Below are 16,480 nucleotides of genomic sequence, written 5' to 3' on the forward strand. Positions count from 1 at the left end.
CCGTCGTCCGCGGAGGTCAGCGCGCCGTTCGCAGGAGTGGCCGGGGGGGGACCGGTCGCCGGAGCAGCCGAGGGCGGATCGGTCGCCGGAGCAGCCGAGGGCGGACCGGTCCTGGTTGGCGACGGTCGGTGCGGGGTGGGCGGCAGGCCCGGGAGGCGGGCGATCAGGCACGGACGCTCGAGCCGGAACCGCGCCCGCCGTTCCCACCCTCGTCGGCGGCGGTCGCGGTGGCGCCGGGCTCGGAGCACCGGCTGTCCCAGCCCCGGGTGACCTCTTGGTCGCCCGGTAGGCCGAAGTACAGCTCCCACACGCCAAGTTGCACCTGGCTGTTGCGTTCCTCGGCCGCCACTGCGGGCACGGCCACCCCGCCGAAAAGGCGCGACGGCGCCGGCGACGGTGCGTGTGATGAACATGGGGGGTGTCGCATGAGCGACTCCTTACAGCTTGGCGCGCCGTGACAGGCGCGTCGACTGAATGGAACCGCTCCCACTGGTGGGCAGGAAGATAGCGGCAACTCGCCCCAATGCCCAGTCCCACGTCAGGAGTTGAACTCAACGACACCCACAAACCATTTCGGTCCTTCAAACACCTTGACCGCTCACAGGATCGCCCCCATTAATGGGAGCGCTCCCACTGGTTCAAGAACTGACTTCTCGCTCGAGAGCCGTCTCGCGGGCGGAGCCGCGCCCGTGTTCACGTAGCACCGCTTCTGGGCCCAGGCGGACATCGCCTTGGCCATGGGCTCGTACGCGGAGCTCCTCGTACAGTCCCCGCCTGCGCTCCGCGTGCGCGGTCCTGACACCTGACGTCGGGGCCGACCTGCCGGGCGGCCCCACCAGCACACGGGGCCGCCCGGTCCTCCCGTACGTTGCCCGACACCGACAAGCCGGCAAGGCGGCGAGGCGGCGCACCGAGATGCAACCCTTCAGTTGCACCTTGAGAGTCGATGTGCAACCCTGGAGTTGCATTAGACGGTGACGATGAAGGAGTCCCTCATGAGCGAGGACCGGATCGAACGCGAAACCCTGATCGCAGCACCCCTGGAGCGGGTCTGGTCGCTGGTGGCCCAGCCCGGTTTCTGGGTGGCCGACAAGGCGAGCCTGCCCGGCACCGTGGCCAGGGAGGGCGAGTCGATGGTGGCGAAGAACCCCGAGCACGGCGACTTCCCGGTGCGTGTGGAGAAGGTCGAGCCGCCGACCTACCTGTCGTATCGCTGGACCAGCGCCTTCCCCGGGGAGGAGCTGCGCGAGGACAACAGCACCCTCGTGGAGTTCACGTTGACCCAGGAGGGCGACCAGACCCGACTCCGCGTCGTCGAGAGCGGGTTCGCCGCGCTGGCGGGTTCCGAGGAGCTGCGCGGTCAGAACCTCAAGGACCACAGCGCGGGCTGGCCTCTGGAGCTCGACGCGCTCAAGGCACGTGCCGAACAGTCGGCCACGTGACGGAGGAACGTCCCGGAGCCGCCGAGGTCGTCGACAGCGTCCTCGGCGCGCTGGCCGACCCGACGCGACGCCAACTGCTCGACCTCCTCGCCGCACAGGGCGAGGCCACGGCCACGACCCTCGCCGAACGACTGCCCGTCTCGCGCCAGGCGGTGGTCAAACACCTCGCCGTCCTGGACGCCGCCGGACTGGTCTCCGGCGGCCGGGTCGGACGCGAGGTGCGCTACGCGGTGCGGCCCGCGGCACTGGACACGACGGCGCGGTGGATGGCCTCGCTCGCGGCCGACTGGGACCGGCGGTTGGCCGACATCAAACGCGTCGCCGAGGCGGCGGAACGCGATCCGGGTTCGGCACACCCCGACTGAACGGCTCGATGCTGCGACCGCCTCCTGCCCGATCTTCTCCATCTTCTCCATCTTCTCGATCTTCTCGATCTTCTCGATCTTCTCGATCTTCTCGATCTTCTCGATCTTCTCGATCTCGAAGTCGGTGGTGTCCTTGAAGGGGAGGCCGCTGCTGCCCATGTCTCGCTCCGTTCGACGAAGGCTCTCGGGGTTTGCCACGGCGAAGGGGATCCGGTCATGGGTGCCGCGAGCCCGGGCGTCACGGCGTTGCGCCCGCTTCGAGAGCCTGCCCCCGGTCTACGCTCGGCCCGTGGGGCAGCCTGAGCAGCGCGCCGAGGGCGCGGGACCGTTCACCACCCGGCTCACCTGGCGCCTTCCCGGCGGCGGCACCGCGGTGTGGGATTCACGGCTCGCGCGCCGGCGCGGACTGCTCGCCGTCCGTCCTCCGGGCGCGGCGTCCGCTCGGCACACCCGTGCGGACGCCGTGGGCATCGCCAGGCTGCGCAGACTCAACGCCGTCGCGGCGGTCGCCTTCGTTGTCGGCGGGGCACTCTTCGCGACCGGCGCCGCCTTCGCGCAGTTCGGCTCCGGCAACGCCACGCAGTGCGCCTCGATCTACTTCGCAGGCGGCCTCTTCTTCAACACCGGAGGCTACGTCTCACTGCTCCAGGTGATCAACGCACCTCGCCACGTCGTCGGCGGCGAAGGTCCGCTGGTCACCCACTCCTGGCGGTGGTGGAGCTACGAGCCGATGCGAGTGGACTGGCTGAGCGCCTTCGTCCTCTTCGCGGGCACGCTCGTCTTCGCGGTCGACCTGCTGGACTCCTTCCTCCAGGGCCTGAACGTCCACCAGGTCAACCGGCTGATCTGGGCGCCCGACGTGATCGGCTGCCTGCTCTTCCTGGTCTCCGGGCATCTGGGCTTCGTCGAGATCTGCCACGGACAGCCCTGCGTGCGCCCGCGCAGTCTCGGCTGGTGGATCGTCGCCGTGAACCAACTCGGGTCCGTCCTGTTCATGGTCTCGGCGCTCGCCGCCTACACCCGCCCCGCCACGGGCAGCCTGGTCAACGCCGACATCGCCAACGGGAGCACCCTCGCCGGCGCCCTGTGCTTCTCCGTCGCCGGGCTCCTGCAACTTCGCGAACACCCGTAGGGCTCCACCCAGCGCATCTGCCCTGCCCGGTCACGCCGAAGGGAGAGTGAGAGGCTCGCCCGGCGGTGGTCCGGGCGAGTCGGCAGAGGTGGCCTCACCCATTCCGGGAGGCGTCATGCACCATCCGACCGACCCGACGAACGACTGCCGCTCCGTGCAGGAGCCCGAAGTGCTGCGACGCACGCTGTCCATCCGGGTGCTCCTCAGCGCCGACGAGGCCGTTCAGCTCAGGGTCTGCTTCGTCCACGATCCCGCCGATCCGCTCGCCGTGCGCATGGACTTCCCCGGCTCACCCGACGACATCGTGCCCTGGACATTCTCGCGAGATCTGCTGTACGCCGGTCTGCGCGTGCCGTCCGGTGAGGGTGACGTCCGGGTCTGGCCGCCCTGCCCCTGCCACGGCCTGGGCAGCGTCCGGATCCTGTTGCGGAGCAGTTTCGCCGCGGCGGTGCTCTTCGTGCCGGCCGACGAGCTTCGTGACTGGCTGGACGAGACGTTCGCGTCGGTGCCTGCGGGGCAGGAATCCGCCCGCATGAGCTGGGAGGGGCCCCTGGAGCGTCTGCTGCATCCCGGGTGACCGCGGTGCGGTCGACAGCCGACACGGTGACCCGGGAACGTCGTGCATCCGTGGGCCCTCCGACCACGGAAACAGACGGTGACGCGACCCGTCAGCGCCACCGGTTCAGCGAGCGAAGAGAGGCAATCGTGGTCGAAGTCGAGCGTGTCCTGACCGTCCGCCATCCGTTGGGCGAGGTCGTGCGGTACCTCGCGGACTTCTCGCACGCCGAGATGTGGGACCCGGGCACTGTCACCTGTGAACGGCTGGGCGGCGGCACGGTGTCCGTGGGGACGGAGTGGCGGAACGTGTCGGAGTTCCGCGGGCGTCGCACGGAGCTGCGGTACCGGCTCGTCCGGTGGGAGCCGGACCGCCTCACCTTCGTGGGGCGGAACAAGACGGCCACCTCCACCGACGACATGCGCTTCGAGGAACACGCGGGAGTCACGCAGCTGACCTATCGGGCGCATGTCGACTTCCACGGCCTGGCTCGACTGGCCGGTCCCCTGCTGAAGCGCGAGTTCGAACGGCTCGGCGACCAAGTGTCCGAGCGTCTGCCGCGGGCGGTCGACCACGCTCTGGGCACTCCGCCCTCGCAAGGCGACCGGCAACTCTGAGCCACGTCCGCCACCCGGCCGGCGAGGGGCTGGAAGGGCGGCGATCTGCTCGCGAGTCCGCCGGGGCCGGCCGCCCGTCATGAGCTGGGCTGCCGCCTCCGCCGGACCTCGGCATCGCGGCCCACCCGAGTGGCGTTCGGCCCGCAGCCTTGCGGAACACGGTTCAGATGAGTTCGGGCTGCGGTTCCGATTGCCGGGCCGGTGCGGTCTTCGTTTCCCACAGCGCGGTGGTCCGTGCGTAGCCGTAGATCACCGAGGTCATCGCCAGCAGGAGAAGCGGTCCGGACACCCACGGATGCTCCGCCATCTGCAGCGGCAGGTAGCGGTATGAGACCAAGAGGGCAACGAAGACCGTGGTGCCGTAGGCGACCAGTTGGATTCCCGCTCGGTCCCAGCCGCGGTCGAGCGAGCGCAGACCTGCCTCGATCGTGAGCGCGAACACCACGCCGGCAATGAGATCCACTCCGTAGTGGTAGCCGAATCCCAGCGTTGCGGCGAGTGTGGCAACCAGCCAGAACGTGCCGGCGAAACGCAGGAATCGCGGGCCCTTCCGGGAATGGATGAAGATCGTGGTAGCCCACGCCGTGTGCAGGCTGGGCATGCAGTTGCGTGGGGTGATCTCGTCGAACGGCATGTGGCGCGGGTCGGCGATCGGCGACGGAGTCACCGGCCACAGGTCGGCCACCGCCCACTGCTCGCTGGGCGGCGTGTGCGCCCACAGGCTGACCGACGCCCAGTGCTCGGCGCCCGTGCCGTAGGCGAAGACCGGTCCGACGACCGGGAAGATCATGTAGATGGCCGGTCCGAGGAGGCCGATCATCAGAAAGGTGCGCACCAGATGGTGCCCCGGGAAGCGACGCTCGACCGCCACGTTGCGCAGTTGGTACAGCGCGACGACGACCGCGGCCACCGCGAGCTGGCCGTAGACGATGTCGAGGAAGTTGAAGCCGATCGAGCCGGTGGCGGTGATGATCCGGCCTGCCAGCCACGACGGTTCGCCCAGCGCGTGGTCGGCGGTCGCCACGTACTGGTCGAGCACCATGGGGCGGGTCTTCGAGGTGATGATCAGCCAGATGTCGCCGGTCTTCCGGCCGGCCACCAGCAGCAGGCCCAGCCCGACGCCCTTCAGCAGCAGGGCGCGTTCCTGGCCGGTGCGGCGCGTGACCGCGATGACCGCGCAGCCCAGCATCACCCACAGCGCGCCGTTGCCGAAGGGGTGGCCTTCGGGCACCTTGGCGTCGACCGCCCGCCGGACCAGGAAGAAGACGGCGTCGATGCCGATCGCGGCACCGGTCGCGATGAACCGTTGCCGCCAGGTGAGAACCACCATCATCAACGCCAGACTGGCGTACAGCAGGAAACCCGATTTGGGAGGGAATATCAGCTCCCCCACCTGGTTGCTGATCGGCCCCGGCAGGCCGCAACGACGCGCCGCGACTTCCAGCGCGATGAGGAATCCGAGGGCGACCACACCTACCGCGGCCCACAGTATCGCCCGGGGATGACGCCCCACGGAACGGGCAGTTCTACCTTTTATTCGCGAAAACGCCCGCAATGCTATGTATATCAATTACTTAACCAATTTGCTCGATTTTGACTGACCACGTTGCTCAGCACACCGAATGGCGCGCTTTCCTGGCGAAGGACGGGCATGGGGGGCGTTCATCGCGAGTTCGAACATGTTAACGGAGTGGTGCGGGTGGGTTACGGCGAAATGTGCATCGGCAAAGGTGGGCCACAGGAAGTGAGAGTGACGTGCCAGAGCTCTCCCCCCATCGCCCCCCCCATCGCCTACCGCCGCTTCGGCCGACGTGACGCCCTGTGCGGGACCTGTGGAGGGCGCTCCCGCGTTCAGTCGGTGGAGCGGGAGTGCACGCTGACGGCGTAGCCGCCGTCCGGGACGTACGGATCGCCGTCCCAGGTGGCGAAGCGCCGCCGCAGGGTCAGTCCGGCCTGCGTGCACCAGTGGTCGAACTCCGTCAGTGTCACTGTCGGTTCCGGCAGCGGCAGGTGTTCCGCGTCCAGTCCCATGCCGGTGACCAGCAGTCCGCCGACGCGCAGTACGGCGGCCAGCTGCCGGACCACGGCCGGTCCGGTACCGGGGGCCAGCAAGGGGATGACGTTTCCGGCGGCGAGCGCCAGGTCGAAGCCGGGTTCCAGACCGAGAGCGTCCAGGCGGGCCAGGTCACCGTGGAGCCATTCCAGGTCGGGGGCGGTGCGGCGCGCGACGGCGAGCATGGAGCGGTCGAGGTCCACGCCCGTGCAGAGGTGGCCCAGCGTGGCGAGCCGGATCGCGATCCGCCCGGTGCCGCAGCCGGCGTCGAGCACCCGCCCGGCGGGTTTCAGCAGCGCGTCGCAGAAGGTGGCCTCGCCGTGGATGTCGTGGCCCGATGCCGCGAGCCGCGCGAACCGCAGGGCGTACTCCTCGCCGGCCTGTCCGCCTGTCAGTTCCGCCCAGCGGTCGCGTTGGCTGCTCATGGTCTGCGTTCCACCCGGTGGTCAGGGGCGAGGACCGATGCCATCGCGCGTTCTTCCTATCGTAGGTACAGACCTCGCGACCGCTCAGGGATGCGGAGCGTCCGCCCGGCCGCCACGGGGATCCGTGGCCTGCTCGACGCCCGTGACCACCGGACTCCGTGACCGGCTCGACGTCGGTGACCACCGGACTCCGTGACCGGCTCGACGCCGGTGATCTCCAGCCCCCTGTCCAAGGCTGCCCGCCCGCCACGCAGCCTTGGTCAGGGCGAGTCGGCCTGGGACGGGGACGGGGCCGGCTCCGGGACCGCTTCCCCCGCGGGTCCTGGAACGCCTCCGGTGCCTCCGGTGGAGGTGCGTGCCTTCCGCCATGGCAGGAGGAGCGCGCTCGCCACACACAGCACACCGGCGATGAGCAGCGTGCCGCGGACGCCTGCCGCATCGGCGAGGAGGCCGCCGACGATCATGAAGACTGCCTGGCACGTCTTCGAGCTGACCGACCAGGAAACGCCGACACGGGACATGAACGCGTCCTGTGTGGCCTCCATGCGGTAGGTGGTGAAGGACGGGTTGAAGACGCCGGCGGCGAAGAGCAGGCCGAAGTCGACGGCCACGATGATGAACACCCCGAGGGCACCGGCAGGCGCCAGCGGCAGCAGGATCGTCCAGAGTGTGCGCGCGACACCGGACAGCAGCAGGATCCGGCGCTGCCCGAACCGCCGGGTCAGCGGCGGGGCCAGGCGTGAACCCAGCACTCCGCCCAGACACGGCAGCCCCAGAGCGAGGCCGTACTGCCACGGCGCGAGGCCGAGGTCACGCAGCATCAGGACGGCCATCAGCGGCGACGCCATCATGATGGAGCCGCCGAAGAGCAGGGAGTTGTAGAACAGCGGGCGCAGTCCCGGATGCCGCAGGAGGTACTGCCAGCCGGCGACGATGTCGTGGACCGGCCGAGCGGCGGCGCCGGGTGTCGGTGGCGCGGGTTCGGGCCGCCGGATGCGGCGGACACCGGCGGCGGAGCCGAGGAAGGACGCGGCGTCGACCGCCATCGTGGCGGTGGGGCCCAGGACACCGACCAGGAGCCCGCCGACCGGCGGCCCGGCGCTGACGCTGATCCAGTTGGTGGTCTCGAACAGGCTGTTGGCCCGGAGGCGGTGCTCGGGCAGGACCAGGGCCTTGAGGTGCGCGCCGCTCGCCGCGTCGAACGCGACGGACGCTGCCGTCTGGAGGATGCCCACGACACACAGCTGAGCGAAGGTGAGCACACCGAAAGCCGCCGCGACCGGCACGCTCACCAGCACCGCGCAGCGGGCCAGATCTGCGGTGATCATGACGGGCCGCTTGTACCGGTGCTCGATACGGACACCGAGCGGCAGGGCGATCACCGCACTGGCGACGGCGGACAGAGCGGTGAGCAGGGAGACCTGGAACGCCGAGGAATGCAGCACCAGAAGGGCGACCAGCGGTAGGGCCCCCATCGCGACGGCGCTGCCCGCAGCACTGACCCCGTAGGCGCCCCACAACCGCCGGAAGTCCTCCCCGAGTGGGATCTGCCTCCCCAATGAACCCTCCCCCGCGTGAAGGCACTCAGCGTAGTGGCCGGGGGGCCGTGGCCGGCCGACGGAGCCTCGGCACGCATCGCTCGGTACCGGGCCGGAGCGTCCGCTGCGTCAGACCGCGGGCGGCGGTGTCGCTGCCAGGGGGTCGAGCAGGGTGATGCGGGCCGTGATGCGTTTGCCGACCGGCCTCTGCTCGATGAAGAGGTCCTCGGTGACGGCCTTGACGATCTCCAGGCCGTGCTGGCCGATTCTGTCGGGATCGGCGGGCCGGGCCGCGGGAACAAGGGGGTCGCTGTCCCACACGACGACGTCAACGGCGCGGGTGGTGATGCGCAGTTCCATCAGGACGGGCCCGGGGGCGTATTTGCGGGCGTTGGTGACCAGCTCGCTGACCACCAGCTGGGTCAGGTCCTTGACCCGCGCGGATACGGGCAGGTCGTGGTCGACGCCGGCTTGATCGAGGAAGGCGGCGGCGTGGTGACGGGCGTCGGCGATACAGCCGTCGTCTCCGCCCAGTGCGTGGCCGACGCGCATCAGATGTTCATCCGGCGCCGTACAACCGTCACCATCGGCATGGGATCCCACTGGCCTCGCCCTCATTCCCCGTTTTACGCGCGCTACCCCCGATTCCGTCATACATGTCAGAGGCATGTTGTTCGGCACAGCCGCCCGAGTGTATTTGGCCCGGGCGGTGGGGCAGAATCGTCCGTGCACGCCGTGAATCGGGACAGGGCCAAGCACAGTCGAGGAGACGGTGACCGACATCGAACAAGCGGGCCGGCCAGGCAGGCTCTCCGTCGAGCATCGCATGGTGGACGGCGTCCGTGTCGTGACGGTTCAGGGCGAGATCGACCACGACGTCAAGAACGTCCTCGGTCATGCCCTGCTGATCGGGGACGGCGCGGCGACACCGTCGCGCATCGTGGTGGACCTCAGCGGCGTGACGTTCATGGACTCCAGCGGTATCAACGTCTTCGTCGCCGCCCACCAGGCGGTCAGTGCCACCGAGGGGTGGCTGCGTATCGCCGCCGCTCAGGAACCCGTGCTGCACGTCCTGCGACTGGTCGGCATTGACGCCCTCATTCCCTGTCACCCGACCATCGAGCAGGCCCTGAACGGCTAGAAGGCTCTTCGCCGTCCATGGCCGGCGAAGAGCCCGAGAGGCTGTCTTCCCAACCCCTCCGCTGCCGAGTCGCCCTCACATCCACGCTCACACCAGTTCCGTGACGATCCGGCGGCCGAGAGAGCAGTGAACAGGCCGCGGACGAGGCCGGGTTCACCAGCCTCCTGGTGACAGCCGCGGGCATGATGTCGTCCCCGGTGCTGATGGCTCTGCCCCCGCCGGCTCGTCTCGGACGGGAGCTTCCTCCCCTCCCCCCGGAGGTGCTCACGGTCGCGTCGAAGGCGGCCGTCCTCCGTTCAACATGCGGATTCCCAACGGGAGATGAGCGACAGATTCCCCCTGCTATGGTGCGCCGATGTCATCGATCAAGCAGTTCCAGGTCACCTTCGACTGCGCGGAACCCGAGCGCGTCGCTCGTTTCTGGTGCGAGGTGCTGGGGTACGTAGTTCCGCCGCCCCCTCAGGGGTTCGCGACTTGGGGCGATTTCGACCGCTCCCTGCCTCCGGAGGAGCAGGGTGCATGGTTCGCCTGCGTTGATCCTTCAGGTGTGGGGCCGCGACTGTACTTCCAGCGCGTTCCGGAGGGCAGGGTCGTCAAGAATCGGGTGCACCTCGACGTGCGGGTCGGCACCGGACTCGTGGGTGCGGAGCGCCTGGCCACCCTGGAGGCCGAATGCGCACGACTGGTCGCGCTCGGCGCGGTACGCGTGCAACTGCTGCTTGCCGATGACAAGAACGAGTCCTGCATCGCGATGCAGGACATCGAGGGCAACGAGTTCTGTCTCGACTGAGCGTCCTCCGGGACGGCGAGGCGGGAAGCCGTCGCGCTGGGGCCTCCCGCGAGGGAATCGCGATGTCCGACGCATCGCTGCCTGATCGCATCTCGGCCACCGCGCGCACCTGGGTGGCCTCGATGGTTTCCGCGCCGCCGATGCGTACCGTCCCTCGGCCTTCCCCGGACCGAGGGAGCCTTCTCCCACGGTGAGTGCGGCTCCGAGCAGGACGAGCCGACGTTCATCCGCTCCCACCGTTGGGCAGTTCCTGCTCGGCCCAGATGATCTTGCCGTCGGCGGTCTGGCGGGTGCCCCAGCCCTGGGTGAGCTGGGCGACCAGGAGCAGCCCGCGACCTCCCTCGTCGAAGGTGCGAGCCCGACGCAAGTGGGGGGCGTTGCTGCTGCCGTCGGAGACTTCGCAGACAAGGGTGCGGTCGTGGATCAGTCTGAGCTCGATGGGGGGCCGGGCGTGCCGGATGGCGTTGGTGACCAGTTCGCTGACGACCAGCTCGGTGACGAACGCGGCCTCGTCCAGGCCCCACTCGGACAGTTGGCGGGAGGCGTTCTTCCGCGCTTCGGCAACCATGGCGGGGTCGGGCGGTACCTGCCAGGTGGCCACGTGGGAGGCGTCGAGGGCGTGGGTGCGGGCGACGAGCAGCGCGACGTCGTCGGAAGGGTGGTCCGTGAGCATGGTCCGCAGCAGGGCGTCGCAGATCGCCTCCAGATCCCCGGTCGGCCGGCGCAGCACTTCGCTCAGCGTGTCGATGCCCTCGTCGATGTCGCGACCGCGGGCCTCGATGAGCCCGTTCGTGTAGAGGACGAGCAGGCTGCCCTCTGCCAACTCCAGCTCGGTCGACTCGAAGGGCAGGCCGCCGAGGCCCAGCGGAGGGCCCGCCGGAACGTCCAGGAACTCGACCCCGCCGCCCGGCGTCACCAGGGCAGGCACGGGGTGGCCCGCGCGGGCGACGGTGCAGTGCCGGGAGACGGGATCGTAGACGGCGTACAGACAGGTGGCGCCGATGTCACCGGCGGTCGCGGCCGCGCTGTCGGCCCCGGCGGCGAGACGGTTGACCAGGTCGTCGAGGTGGGTCAGCAGCTCGTCGGGGGGCAGGTCGACGTCGGCGAGGGTGCGTACGGCGGTGCGGAGCCGTCCCATGGTGGCCGAAGCCTGGATGCCGTGGCCGACGACGTCTCCGACGACCAGTGCCACCCGGGCGCCGGACAGCGGAATGACGTCGAACCAGTCTCCGCCGACTCCGGCCCGGCTGCCGGCGGGCAGATAGCGGGAGGCGACGTCCAGGGCTGCCTGCTCGGGGAGTTCCTGGGGCAGCAGACTGCTCTGCAGCGTGAGGGAGATGGAACGCTCGCGGGTGTAGCGGCGGGCGTTGTCGATACAGACGGCGGCGCGGGCGGTGATCTCCTCCCCCAGCAGCAGATCGTCCTGTTCGAAGAGCTTGGGCTGCAGGTGTCGGGAGAACGTGGCCACACCCAGGGTGAGCCCACGGGCCCGCATCGGCACCGCGAGCACCGAGCGGAATCCGAATCTCCGCATGCGTTCGGCGCGCTGCGGGGTGTGCCGCGCCACCGCGTCCAAGGCTTCGGGTGTCACGTGCTCGATGAGCGGCCGGCCTGCGGCCAGGCACTCGGCGGCGGTCGACCCGGCCGGATACGCGGCAACTGCCCCGAGCCGCACCACGGCTTCGGGACAGCCGTCCAGGACCGACTGGCAGGCCACCCGGCGCAGCATGACCGGACCGTGCGGCGGCCCCTGCGGGGGATCCTCACCGCCCTCGATCGCCGGCAGGAGATCGACGGTGACGAAGTCCGCGAACCACGGGACGGCGACGTCGGCCAGTTCCTGAGCCGTACGCGCCAGGTCCAGGGTGCTGCCGATGCGCACGCTGGCATCGTTCAGCAGGACCAACCGCCGCCGCGCCAAGTGCTGTTCCGTCACGTCGTGTGCCGTGAGCAGGACCCCCTCCATCCGCCCCTCGGCGTCCCGCACGGGGGCGAAGGACATCGACCACACGCTCTGGCGCTCCTGGCCGACGAGGTGCAGCGCGGCCGCGATCTCCTGCCGCCGACCGGTCTCCAGTACCCGCCTCATACCCGCTTCGGTCCGTTCGCTCTCCGGATCGCGGACGAGCTCCGTCACCCGCAGCCCGCGCATCGCCTCCTCGGACAGGCCCATCACACGCTCCATGTCCGCGTTCGCCCGGCGCAGCCGCAGTCCGGTGTCGTACAGGGCCATGGTGCAGGGGGCCTGGGTGAAACTCCGGCGGACGAACGCGTCGTCCTCGGGCAGCGGCGCCGGGCGGTTCACCGGTGACACCAGGAGCCACCCGTCGCCGTCGCTCTCCCGGCGGTGAGCCAGCAGACCGACCGTGAGCGGACGGCCGTCACGGTGCAGCAGCGTCACCGTCCCGCTCCATCTGCGCAGGTCCGTGGCGGATCGTGGCAGCTCGGTGGGAGCCGGGTCCGGGAGGAGCGCGGCCACGCTCCGGCCGGTGACCTCGGCGGCCCGGTAGCCGAGCAGTCGTCGTGCGCCCTCGCTCCAGGCAGTGACGATGCCGTGCCCGTCCACGGTGGCACTCGCCGTGGACGCCTCGTCGACGATCTCCTGCGACGAAGCGCCGCGGCCCTCGTCCCCGGCGGACGCGGTTCCGGTCATGACTTCATCTCGCCTCCCGTACGCCTGGGGGCCGGCCGCCCGGAATCGATCCGGGCCCAGGTGCGCCACACCTGCATTTATCACGACACTAGACAACAACAGTGACAGATGCCCGTGAATCGGTCTTCGCGGCAGGACGGCAACACCGACCCCGGACGGAGGGCGGCATCCATGGCTGTCATCGGCGAGGAGGCGTGGCCGGCTCCGGCCGGGTGGGCCGGGAAGATCTACAGCGGGGGCTGGCGCGACTCCGAGGGCGGTACACAACGGGTGATCGAACCGGCCACGGGGCGAACCCTGGCCGAAGTAGGCGTGGCATGCCCCGCGGACGTCGCACGGGCCGGTGCGAGGGCAGCGTACGCGGCCGGGGACTGGGCCGCGGCGACTCCTTCCCGGCGGATCGAGATCCTGCTGCGCGTGTCCGCCGCCCTGCGGGGGCACAGTGCGACGGTCCGCGACTGGATCGTCCGCGAATCGGCCGGCGTCCCGGCCAAGGGTGACTACGAGATCGCCGCCGCCCTCGCCCAGCTGACGCACGCCGTCGCACTCGCGTCCCTGCCCCAGGGCGAGGTCCTGGCACCGCAGGTCTCCGGCGGCGGGAGTCTGGCGTGGCGGGTGCCGCTGGGGGTCGTCGGCGTGATCACCCCCTGGAATGCTCCCCTGCTCTTCGCGATGCGCGCGCTGGCGCCCGCCCTCGCGCTGGGCAATGCCGTACTGCTCAAGCCCGACCCGCACACGCCCGTGTCCGGGGGCATTCTCGTCGCACAACTATTCGAGGAGGCCGGGCTGCCGGACGGGGTGCTGCACGTCCTTCCCGGCGGTGCCGAGGCGGGGCAGGCGGTCGCGGCCGATCCCCACCTCGCCATGGTCTCCTTCACCGGCTCCACCGAGGCCGGCCGTGCGGTGGCCCGCGTGGCGGGCGAAGGACTGAAGCGGGTCTCCCTCGAACTCGGCGGAAAGAACTCGATCATCGTGCTCGAGGACGCGGACGTCGAGGCTGCCGCCACGGCCGGAGCCGCCAGCTCGTTCGGCTACCAGGGTCAGGCCTGCGTCGCCGCCGGCCGCCACCTCGTCCACGCCGACCTGGCCGAGGCCTACACCGCCGCACTGGTCGGGCACGCGAAGGCCATGCGCGTCGGCGACCCCCGCACGGAGGGCGTCACGATCGGTCCCGTCATCAGCGAACGGCAGGCCGCACGGATCGAGCGCATCGTCGACGAGAGCCTGGCCGCCGGGGCACGGCTGCTCACCGGCGGCCGACGTGATGGGCTCTTCTACCCGCCCACCGTCCTGGACCGCGTGAAACGCACCGCGCCGGCCTTCACCGAGGAGATCTTCGGGCCCGTGGCCCCGGTCGTCCCCTTCCACAGCGAGGCAGAAGCGATCGAACTCGCCAATGACACCGCCTACGGCCTGACGGCCGCCGTGCACTCCCACTCCGTACCCCGAGCGACCGCCGTCGCCGAGCAACTGCGCACCGGCATGGCCCACATCAACGACGTCACCGCCAAGGACGCCGCGAACGCTCCCTTCGGGGGCATGGGCATCTCCGGAAACGGATCCCGCATCGGCGGCACCGCCAGCCTCGAACTGTTCACCCAGTGGCGCTGGATGACCATGCCCGGACGGACCTGATGCACTCCTCGACGGAAGCCGCGCCCGGGGGCCTGGCCGGCAACCGGAACGCGCGGTGGCGCAAAGCATTCGTAGGTGGTCACCGATCGATGGATCAAGTCCCAAAGCTTGAACACAAATTACACACACCCTCTCTTCAACCCGGCCCGGATGGTCTAGATTGACCGTGCTTCAGCGGTTCGGACATGAGGCGACCCGTAATCATCTATAGGTCCGGCGCTACGTAGAGCCAGCAGTCGCGTCCCCCGGCGCCCGACGTCGGGGTGATCGATTCGTAGAGCCCGAGAGGGCCTTGGGTGCGGGGAGCACCCGAGGTTTCGACAGGTTTGCGCGCACCTCGCCAGTCCGGCAGGACACTCAAGTCCACTGCCGCCAGGGCCGGTTGTTCACGTACTTCTGAAACAGCCGGGACGTCATGCCCGGAGGCGGGGGCCGTTCGGAGGGGAGGAACAGCGCGGGAGGCGGGGGCTTCCCGGGGGGAGCAACAGTGCGGGGGGCGGGGGCCTCCCGAGGGGAGGAACAGTACGGGGGGCGGGGGCCTCCCGGGGGGAGGAACAGTGTTAGGCGAACACGTCGAACCACTGGGGACCTTGGGGGGTTCTGTGCGGCAAGGGGGATTAGTCAGCCCGTTTCCGTCGACGGACGGGCGTCTGCCGAACGGCATGATCAGACAGCCCGCGACCGACTGGGAGCAGCGCTACCGCCGTTCCGTGATCACCAGCGACACCGTGGCCACCGCCTTCGTGGTGGCGGCGATCGGCAACTTCTTCGGGGCCCGGGACGCGGCCAACTGGCACGAGAAATGGGGGATCCTGGCATTCGGCACCGAGCTGCTGGTGCTGGGGGCGCTCGCGGTGAGCCGGTCGTGGGCGCCGGCCGTGCTCGGCCAGGGCGCCGAGGAATTCCGCCGGCTCGGCCGCTCGCTGTTCACGGCGACCGTCGTACTGGCCCTCGGCGGGATCGCTCTCACCTCGCGCAACATCAAGCTCTGGATCTTCGTCGCGATCCCCGCGATCGCGCTCGTGACCATGACCGCGCGGTATCTGCTGCGCCTCTGGCTGCACAAACAGCGCAAGGAAGGCCAGTGCCTGCGCCCGGTGCTCGCCGCCGGCAGCCCGGCCACCGTGCGCGACCTGATCACCCGAACCCGCAAGTTCCCGCACCTCGGCTGGCGGGTGGACGGGGTGTGCACGACGGACGGTCTCGGGCTCGACGGTGACGAACTGGACGGAGTGCCGGTCGTCGGCCGGCTGGCGGACGTCGCGGGCCACGTCCAGCGTGACGGCTACCGTGTCGTCGCGGTCACCCCGGACCCGCACTGGTCACCGGACCGGCTGCAGCGGCTGGCCTGGAACCTCGAAGGCAGCGACGCCGAGATGGTCGTGGCCCCGGTGCTCATGGAGGTGGCCGGCCCGCGGCTGCACATCGACGCGGTGCTCGGGATCCCGCTGCTGCGGGTCAGCATGCCGACCTTCACCGGGGGCCGCCGGGCGGTGAAAGGAGTCGTCGACCGGGTAGGCGCAACGATTCTGCTGATGCTGTTCGCACCGCTGATGGTGTTCGTCGGGCTGCTCGTGCTGCTGGACAGCCGGGGCGGGGCGCTCTACCGCCAGCGCAGGGTCGGCAAGGACGGCCGCGAGTTCACCATTCTCAAGTTCCGCACCATGGTCGTCGGGGCCGACGGGGCGCGTGCCGAGCTGGCCGGCCTCAACGAGGGCGCCGGCCTGCTGTTCAAGCTCCGCCGGGATCCGCGGGTGACCCGGGTGGGAGCAGTGCTGCGCCGGTACTCGATCGACGAGCTCCCACAGCTCTTCAACGTGCTCACCGGATCCATGTCGCTCGTCGGTCCGCGGCCACCGTTGCCGGAGGAGTCCGCCGCGTACGGCCCGGACATCCGGCGGCGGCTGCTGGTCAAGCCCGGACTCACCGGCCTGTGGCAGATCAGCGGACGCAGCGACCTGTCGTGGGAGGAGGCGGTCCGGCTGGACCTGCGGTACGTGGAGGACTGGTCGCTCGCCCTGGACACAGTGATCTTGTGGAAGACGCTGCGTGCGGTGCTCTACGGGCAGGGGGCCTACTGATGCGCGGGAGTCGGCAACTCGACGGTCCCGCCGGCGCGCGGACCGCAGGCCG

The 16,480-nt window shown here is 70.0% G+C and carries 15 protein-coding genes and 1 pseudogene; 10 read left to right on the forward strand and 6 right to left on the reverse strand.

The features are described 5' to 3' along the window. Positions 1 to 163: 163 nt before the first annotated feature. Positions 164 to 358 (reverse strand): hypothetical protein, encoded by a 195-nt coding sequence (locus tag OG933_RS02455; RefSeq protein WP_405625064.1) that lies wholly within the window; start codon positions 356 to 358, stop codon positions 164 to 166. Positions 359 to 656: 298 nt separating this feature from the next. On the opposite strand from OG933_RS02455, the pseudogene OG933_RS02460 reads away from it, so the two are divergent. The 6 genes and pseudogenes from OG933_RS02460 to OG933_RS02485 form a co-directional block, all read left to right on the forward strand. Continuing rightward, positions 657 to 806, forward strand: a pseudogene (locus OG933_RS02460) (glycoside hydrolase family 48 protein); the annotation flags it as partial. Between the two features lie 189 nt (positions 807 to 995). Continuing rightward, positions 996 to 1,442 (forward strand): SRPBCC domain-containing protein, encoded by a 447-nt coding sequence (locus OG933_RS02465; RefSeq protein WP_405625065.1) that lies wholly within the window; start codon positions 996 to 998, stop codon positions 1,440 to 1,442. After that, positions 1,439 to 1,807 carry a metalloregulator ArsR/SmtB family transcription factor gene (locus OG933_RS02470; protein WP_362530784.1) on the forward strand — a complete coding sequence of 123 codons (369 nt, stop codon included), beginning with the start codon at positions 1,439 to 1,441 and terminating at the stop codon, positions 1,805 to 1,807. The genes OG933_RS02465 and OG933_RS02470 overlap by 4 nt, the downstream gene beginning before the upstream one ends. Before the next feature lie 289 nt (positions 1,808 to 2,096). Beyond that, positions 2,097 to 2,939: a hypothetical protein gene (locus OG933_RS02475; protein WP_405625066.1), complete on the forward strand. Its 843-nt coding sequence runs from the start codon at positions 2,097 to 2,099 to the stop codon at positions 2,937 to 2,939. A 115-nt stretch (positions 2,940 to 3,054) separates the two neighbouring features. Beyond that, positions 3,055 to 3,516, forward strand: a complete 462-nt coding sequence (locus OG933_RS02480) for an SsgA family sporulation/cell division regulator (RefSeq protein ID WP_362530779.1) — start codon at positions 3,055 to 3,057, stop codon at positions 3,514 to 3,516. Positions 3,517 to 3,644: 128 nt separating this feature from the next. Continuing rightward, the gene (locus OG933_RS02485) at positions 3,645 to 4,112 is read left to right on the forward strand and encodes an SRPBCC family protein (RefSeq protein WP_405625067.1); all 468 of its coding nucleotides are present in this window, start codon (positions 3,645 to 3,647) and stop codon (positions 4,110 to 4,112) included. 163 nt (positions 4,113 to 4,275) lie between these two features. On the opposite strand, the gene OG933_RS02490 is transcribed toward OG933_RS02485, so the two are convergent. From OG933_RS02490 to OG933_RS02505, 4 genes are all read right to left on the reverse strand, one after another. After that, positions 4,276 to 5,625 (reverse strand): phosphatase PAP2 family protein, encoded by a 1,350-nt coding sequence (locus OG933_RS02490; protein WP_405625068.1) that lies wholly within the window; start codon positions 5,623 to 5,625, stop codon positions 4,276 to 4,278. A gap of 338 nt (positions 5,626 to 5,963) precedes the next feature. Further along, positions 5,964 to 6,590: a class I SAM-dependent methyltransferase gene (locus OG933_RS02495; protein WP_405625069.1), complete on the reverse strand. Its 627-nt coding sequence runs from the start codon at positions 6,588 to 6,590 to the stop codon at positions 5,964 to 5,966. Positions 6,591 to 6,850: 260 nt separating this feature from the next. After that, a complete protein-coding gene (locus OG933_RS02500; protein ID WP_405625071.1) occupies positions 6,851 to 8,149 on the reverse strand; it encodes an MFS transporter in 1,299 nt (432 codons plus the stop codon). A gap of 108 nt (positions 8,150 to 8,257) precedes the next feature. After that, a complete protein-coding gene (locus OG933_RS02505) occupies positions 8,258 to 8,680 on the reverse strand; it encodes an ATP-binding protein (RefSeq protein WP_405625073.1) in 423 nt (140 codons plus the stop codon). A 220-nt stretch (positions 8,681 to 8,900) separates the two neighbouring features. Between OG933_RS02505 and OG933_RS02510 the strand changes: the two genes are divergently transcribed. Together OG933_RS02510 and OG933_RS02515 are read left to right on the forward strand one after the other, a co-directional pair. Beyond that, entirely contained in the window at positions 8,901 to 9,269 is a 369-nt protein-coding gene (locus tag OG933_RS02510; RefSeq protein WP_362530761.1) for an STAS domain-containing protein, read from the forward strand. A gap of 355 nt (positions 9,270 to 9,624) precedes the next feature. After that, positions 9,625 to 10,059, forward strand: a complete 435-nt coding sequence (locus OG933_RS02515) for a VOC family protein (RefSeq protein WP_362274959.1) — start codon at positions 9,625 to 9,627, stop codon at positions 10,057 to 10,059. 223 nt (positions 10,060 to 10,282) lie between these two features. On the opposite strand, the gene OG933_RS02520 is transcribed toward OG933_RS02515, so the two are convergent. Continuing rightward, a complete protein-coding gene (locus tag OG933_RS02520) occupies positions 10,283 to 12,712 on the reverse strand; it encodes a SpoIIE family protein phosphatase (protein WP_405625074.1) in 2,430 nt (809 codons plus the stop codon). 171 nt (positions 12,713 to 12,883) lie between these two features. On the opposite strand from OG933_RS02520, the gene OG933_RS02525 reads away from it, so the two are divergent. Both OG933_RS02525 and OG933_RS02530 read left to right on the forward strand, forming a co-directional pair. Continuing rightward, positions 12,884 to 14,347: an aldehyde dehydrogenase family protein gene (locus tag OG933_RS02525; protein WP_405625075.1), complete on the forward strand. Its 1,464-nt coding sequence runs from the start codon at positions 12,884 to 12,886 to the stop codon at positions 14,345 to 14,347. A gap of 602 nt (positions 14,348 to 14,949) precedes the next feature. Next, positions 14,950 to 16,428: a sugar transferase gene (locus OG933_RS02530; RefSeq protein WP_405625076.1), complete on the forward strand. Its 1,479-nt coding sequence runs from the start codon at positions 14,950 to 14,952 to the stop codon at positions 16,426 to 16,428. Positions 16,429 to 16,480: the final 52 nt, after the last annotated feature.

Source organism: Streptomyces sp. NBC_00016, assembly GCF_045040885.1.
Taxonomy (GTDB): domain Bacteria; phylum Actinomycetota; class Actinomycetes; order Streptomycetales; family Streptomycetaceae; genus Streptomyces; species Streptomyces coriariae.